This is a genomic window from Bacillus sp. 165 (assembly GCF_017742235.1).
Lineage (GTDB): Bacteria > Bacillota > Bacilli > Bacillales > Bacillaceae_G > JAGHKQ01.
Window position 1 is genome coordinate 22,341 of the sequence record NZ_JAGHKQ010000022.1, and the last position, 6,210, is coordinate 28,550.

At 36.8% G+C, this 6,210-nt stretch carries 4 protein-coding genes, 1 rRNA gene and 2 riboswitches; all 5 genes read left to right on the plus strand.

Annotated features, from left to right (window positions below; genetic code table 11):
* The first annotated feature begins 21 nt into the window (after nucleotides 1–21).
* Nucleotides 22–1,155, plus strand: coding sequence for an MBL fold metallo-hydrolase (locus J7Q84_RS17550; protein WP_209096439.1), 1,134 nt, complete (start codon nucleotides 22–24; stop codon nucleotides 1,153–1,155).
* Nucleotides 1,156–1,272: 117 nt separating this feature from the next.
* On the plus strand, nucleotides 1,273–1,500 hold the full coding sequence (locus J7Q84_RS17555; RefSeq protein ID WP_209096441.1) for a sulfurtransferase TusA family protein: 228 nt from the start codon (nucleotides 1,273–1,275) through the stop codon (nucleotides 1,498–1,500).
* An 868-nt stretch (nucleotides 1,501–2,368) separates the two neighbouring features.
* Nucleotides 2,369–2,471, plus strand: a riboswitch (purine riboswitch).
* A gap of 168 nt (nucleotides 2,472–2,639) precedes the next feature.
* Complete coding sequence (guaA, locus tag J7Q84_RS17560) at nucleotides 2,640–4,178, plus strand: glutamine-hydrolyzing GMP synthase (protein ID WP_209096443.1); 1,539 nt, start codon at nucleotides 2,640–2,642, stop codon at nucleotides 4,176–4,178.
* Between the two features lie 102 nt (nucleotides 4,179–4,280).
* Nucleotides 4,281–4,382, plus strand: a riboswitch (purine riboswitch).
* Nucleotides 4,383–4,504: 122 nt separating this feature from the next.
* Entirely contained in the window at nucleotides 4,505–5,830 is a 1,326-nt protein-coding gene (locus tag J7Q84_RS17565) for an NCS2 family permease (protein ID WP_209096445.1), read from the plus strand.
* Between the two features lie 280 nt (nucleotides 5,831–6,110).
* Nucleotides 6,111–6,210, plus strand: a 16S ribosomal RNA gene (locus tag J7Q84_RS17570); the annotation flags it as partial.

Consider the following 6,210-nt stretch of genomic DNA (forward strand, 5'->3'; position numbering starts at 1 on the left):
TACCTAAGGGGGTAATAGGTAATGGCAGTACGTAGAATGTTAGCAAAAGAGGTAACGGATAAGGTGTTAAATAAAGATAACTTATTCATTTTAGATGTTCGTAATGTGAGTGATTTTAACGATTGGAAAATCGAAGGCGAAAACTTCAAGTATTTAAATGTTCCATATTTTGAATTGCTTGATGGCGTTGAAGAAATTATGTCTAAAATTCCATCAGATAAAGAAATTTTAGTCGTATGTGCAAAAGAAGGATCATCAATTATGGTAGCAGAAATGCTTTCTGATGAAGGGATTGATACAGCTTACTTAAGCGGTGGAATGAAGTCTTGGAGTGAGCATTTATATAAGGCGAAGGTTTATGAGGATGAAGATATTAAAGTTTATCAATTTGTTCGAGTAGGAAAAGGCTGTTTATCTTATATGGTTGTTTCAGATGATGAAGCGCTAATTGTAGATCCAGCACGTTTTGTGGATGAGTATATTGAAGCTGCAAAAGAAGAGGGAGCAAAAGTGACTCATATCGTTGATTCACATCTACATGCAGATCACATTTCAGGTGGTAAAGAATTAGCAGATAAAACAGGTGCTTCATACTACCTTATGAAAAGTGAAGGTGCAATCTTTGATTTCAAACCATTTGAAGATCATGAGAAAATTGAATTTAAAAATATTGAATTAGAAGTGCTTGCAGTTAAAACACCTGGGCACACACCAGGAAGTGTATCGTTTTTTGTAAATAAAAAATTATTATTCTCTGGGGACACAATTTTTGTAAGCGGGCTAGGTCGTCCTGACTTAGGAAATAAAGTAAGAGAATGGGCAAATGACTTATATAACACTGTGTTTAATAAAGTATCTGAAATTGCAGATAATGTTATTGTATTGCCAGCACATTATGCTGACTTTGACAGAGAGATTAATGCCGAAGGTTACATCGGGGATACGTTAGGAAACATTCGTATACGTAATGAAAAAATGTTCAATGCAACAAGAGAAGATTTCTTAAACGATGTTGAAAAATCAGCTAGTTCTGTAAAACCGCCTAACTTTGAAGAAATTATTATGATTAACCGTGGTGTTCAAGAGGCTGATGTTGAAAGAAAGCAAGAATTAGAAATTGGTCCAAATCGTTGTGCAGTACACCATACAGACTGATACCACAGGCACTTATGGAAACACCTGAACTGAAGAACAGAAAGGGCGGGTACATGATAGAGGAAAATTACGTCAGTTTAACAGGTCTCAAAAATAAAAACTTGGAGGGTATATCAAATGAATGCAAATAAAATTTTAGACGCAAAAGGTTTAGCTTGTCCAATGCCGATTGTAAAAACAAAAAAAGCAATGAATGAATTAGCATCAGGGGAAGTCTTAGAGGTTCATACAACTGATAAAGGAGCCAAAAATGACCTGACAGCTTGGGCAAAATCTGGTGGTCACGAATTCATTAAACATGAAGAAGAAAACGATGTATTAAAGTTTTGGATTAAAAAAGGTTAAAAAGAAAGCAGCCATTGGTGATTTTAAGAAGTCATCAGTGGCTGCTTTATTAATTATTATATTCCTCCAGAGGTGATCAATGTTTCCCGACTTTTGATAAGAGTCTCTTTACAGATTTGCTTAATTTTAGAGTGATTTTTAGAAAAAATGTCTTCATAAATGGATTTATTCATAAGGTTTGCAGCATAATGTTTTTGGCTAGGTTTTAATTTCTAATTAATGATTACGAACTGCATTAGTTTATCTTTAACAGAATCCATGATTTGTAACATCATTTGGTTATTTGAAGTTACAATTATATTTCGCGTGAACAGTAAAGAGTAATGAATATAGGATAATGTCTTCAGTTAAAGGCTTAAATACATTTCTAATTCGGCTGTGTCAAATGAAAAGCCTTTCTCCATCACCGCTTCAACAGAATGTTTCTGTAAGAACAGAAAACCCTCAAGAATATCGAAAATTTCTTTAAGATTGATAGAAAGGCGTACTGTCGACTATTAAGAAAGATCTCAGGTTCATTTACAGTAAAACTGTGATATTCTGCGTATTTGGTATTATATACTCTTACCTTATGAGTGGCATGATGTAATAGCTGCTCGAGGAAAAGAAATGGTAAACTCATTAAAAATAGAAGGTCAAGTCGTGATATATCAGCACTCTTAAACAAGTAAAGGGGCATGCAATAGCCGGAAAGTCGGCTTATTGGAAAACCTCTTTTATTTACGATAATAAGCCATTAATTTTAGAAACATTCAAATAAGTAAACGTTCCCATTACTTTTATATACGAACGTTAGGAAATAGGGAATAATTTCTGTAGAATTTTGTCGCTATTCCCTTGACCATGTAGAGATTTCACTGATAGAATGAGTGCAAATAGAAGTTTCCTTCATATATACTCAACAATAGGGGTTGAGAGTTTCTACCGGGTTACCGTAACATAACCTGACTATGAAGGCAGTGTATCCTACTTTTTAGAGCGTTCTAAAAGCTGGAATTCTGCCTTTTTATTATGAGGACAGAGTTTCGGCTTTTTTTGTATACTTTTCTGCTCTGTATTAACGCAGGAGGGTATAACTAATAGACTTATCTGTCATATTGACAGGCGACTTTTTTATACTTTATGTTGGGGTGATATTTTTGAGTAAACAGCACGATACAATTGTTGTTTTGGATTTCGGAAGTCAGTATAACCAATTAATTGCACGCCGTATCCGTGAATTTGGCGTATATAGTGAGTTGCATCCGCATACTCTTACAGCGGAAGAAATTAAAAAAATGAATCCAAAGGGAATTATTTTCTCGGGTGGCCCTAATAGTGTTTATGGTGAAAATGCCTTTCATTGTGATGAAGCAATTTTTGAGCTAGGATTACCGATTCTAGGCATTTGTTACGGTATGCAATTAATGACACATCACTTTGGCGGCAAAGTAGAACGTGCAAATCATCGCGAGTATGGAAAAGCGACTTTAAATGTACAAAATTCTTCTGATCTTTATAAAAACCTCCCGCAAGATCAAGTGGTTTGGATGAGTCATGGAGATTTAGTGACGCAACAGCCTGATGGTTTCGTGGTAGATGCTACTAGCGCATCTTGTCCAATTGCAGCTATGTCAAACGAAGAAAAGAAATTTTATGGGGTACAGTTCCATCCGGAAGTACGCCATTCTGAGCATGGTATTGAATTATTAAAGAATTTTGTGTTTGAGGTATGTGAGTGTGAATCCAACTGGAACATGGGGAATTTCATCGACATGCAAATTCAGAAAATCCGTGAAACAGTGGGCGATAAAAAAGTATTATGTGCTTTGAGCGGCGGAGTAGATTCCTCAGTTGTAGCAGTATTAATTCATAGAGCAATTGGCGATCAGCTAACATGTATTTTCGTTGATCACGGCTTACTTCGTAAAGGTGAAGCGGAAAGTGTCATGAAGACATTTAAAGAAGGCTTCCATATGAATGTTATTAAGGTAGATGCAAAAGAGCGCTTTATGAGCAAATTGGCAGGTGTATCTGACCCTGAACAAAAACGTAAAATCATAGGTAATGAGTTTATTTACGTATTTGATGATGAAGCTGCAAAGTTAGAAGGAATGGATTTCTTGGCGCAAGGTACTCTTTATACAGATATTATTGAAAGTGGTACAGCGACTGCACAAACCATTAAATCGCATCATAACGTAGGTGGTTTACCGGAAGATATGCAATTTACGCTAATTGAGCCGTTGAATACATTATTTAAAGATGAAGTACGAGCTGTAGGTACAGAGTTAGGACTCCCAGATGAAATTGTATGGCGTCAACCGTTCCCAGGTCCTGGTTTAGGTATTCGTGTTCTTGGAGAAGTGACAGAAGACAAGTTAGAAATTGTTCGTGAATCTGATGCGATTTTACGAGAAGAAATTAAAAAAGCTGGATTGGATAGAGAAGTTTGGCAATATTTCACGGCATTACCTGATATGAGAAGTGTAGGTGTAATGGGTGACGAGCGTACGTATGATTACACAGTAGGTATTCGTGCGGTAACATCAATTGACGGTATGACAGCAGACTGGGCACGTATCCCTTGGGATGTATTAGAGAAAATCTCAGTGCGTATCGTAAATGAAGTAAAACATGTTAACCGTGTTGTGTATGATATTACGTCTAAGCCGCCAGCAACAATTGAGTGGGAATAATTAACACGAACAAAAACGAACATTTATTTATAAATGTTCGTTTTTTTCGTTGACATACCTCGTCTATATAAGTAAAATAAAAGAGTAATCATGAATCGCTAATAATTATAATATTTCTGACATCGTATAATTTTGGGAATAGGGCCCAAGAGTTTCTACCTAGCTACCGTAAATAGCATGGCTACGAGGTTTGGAAAGAGTATAGGCAATTATATGCTTATGCACTTTGCTATAACTTTGTGGACGACGCTTCTATACGGGATAGGAGCGTTTTTTGTTCCCTACCAAAAAGTACGATGAATACTACAACTATGGGGGGACAGTTCATGAAGCGCTATTTTCAGTTTGATGAGCTTGGCACAAACTACAAAACCGAGTTTATTGCCGGGTTAACAACGTTTTTATCTATGGCTTATATTTTGTTTGTCAATCCTGCTACATTGGCATTGAGTACTATTCCTGATTTACCAAAAGGAATGGGGATGGATGCAGGTGCAGTGTTCGTAGCAACTGCGTTAGCAGCTGCAATTGGTTCTTTGATTATGGGGATCTTTGCTCGTTATCCAATTGCTTTAGCTCCTGGTATGGGAGTAAATGCATTCTTCTCTTATACAGTTATTCTAACAATGGGTATTCCATGGCAAACAGCGATTGCAGGAACACTTGTATCTGGATTGTTGTTTATTGTACTAACAGCTTCTGGTATTCGTGAAAAAATCATTAATGCGATTCCAGCTGAATTAAAGTTTGCGGTAGCAGCTGGTATTGGTTTATTTATAGCTTTTATCGGGTTTCAAAATGCGGGGATTATCGTAAAAAATGATGCAGTATTAGTAGGGTTAGGAGATTTAACAAAGGGTTCCACATTACTTGCGATTTTTGGAGTGGTGGTAACAGTTATTTTAATGACACGAAAAGTCAACGGTGCTGTATTTTTCGGGATGGTCATTACAGCGGTTGCTGGAATTGTAACAGGGCTGATTGATACTCCGGATTCTGTTGTAGGGGCTGTTCCAAGTCTTGAACCAACTTTCGGCGTAGCATTGCAGCATATTGGCGATATCTTTTCTTTGAAAATGCTAGTTGTTATTTTAACATTCTTCTTCATTGACTTCTTTGATACAGCGGGTACGTTAGTAGCAGTGGCAAATCAAGCTGGGTTGATGAAAAATAATAAATTGCCTCGTGCAGGAAAAGCATTATCTGCAGATGCATTCGCTACAGTAATTGGTGCTATCTTGGGTACATCTACTACAACTTCTTATATTGAGTCTTCTGCAGGTGTTGCAGCAGGTGGAAGATCTGGTTTTATGGCGGTAGTAACAGCAGGTTTCTTTTTATTAGCAATCTTCTTTTCTCCTTTATTGGGTGTGGTTACTCCTGCGGTAACAGCGCCAGCGTTGATTATTGTAGGTGTTCTGATGGTTTCTTCTTTAGGAGAAATTGACTGGAAGAAGTTCGAAGTTGCAGTACCTGCATTTTTCACAGTTATTGCTATGCCGTTAACTTACAGTATTGCAACAGGGATCGCTATCGGTTTCATCTTCTATCCGATTACGATGGTGGTGAAAGGGCGTTCTAAAGAAGTTCATCCAATTATGTATGTAATGGCTGTACTATTCGTGCTATACTTCGTTTTTGTACGTGAATAGTAAATAACGAAATGTTAAAAGTAATTTTGAGACGATGTTTTAATAACATCGTCTTTTTATTTTTATATAAAGTATTGACGTAGCTTGTTTATACTGTTAATATAAATAACGTTGCTTCTGACATGAACGAAAATGTTCAGAAACAATTTTAAAAAAATGTTGACAAGGAATTGTCACAATGATAAGATGATAAAGTCGCTTCGAGCGGCACAGTAGTTCTTTGAAAACTGAACAAAACAAGAAACAAACGTCAAAGTTTTAAATGAGCAAGTCAAACACTTTTATGGAGAGTTTGATCCTGGCTCAGGACGAACGCTGGCGGCGTGCCTAATACATGCAAGTCGAGCGAACTTCTTCGGAAGTTAGCGGCGGACGGGTGA

What these genes read in the sequence shown, in the direction of transcription:
- J7Q84_RS17565 (WP_209096445.1), top strand. Translation starts at nt 4,505, where the DNA reads ATGAAGCGCTATTTTCAGTTTGATGAGCTTGGCACAAACTACAAAACC.
- J7Q84_RS17550 (WP_209096439.1), top strand. Translation starts at nt 22, where the DNA reads ATGGCAGTACGTAGAATGTTAGCAAAAGAGGTAACGGATAAGGTGTTA.
- J7Q84_RS17555 (WP_209096441.1), top strand. Translation starts at nt 1,273, where the DNA reads ATGAATGCAAATAAAATTTTAGACGCAAAAGGTTTAGCTTGTCCAATG.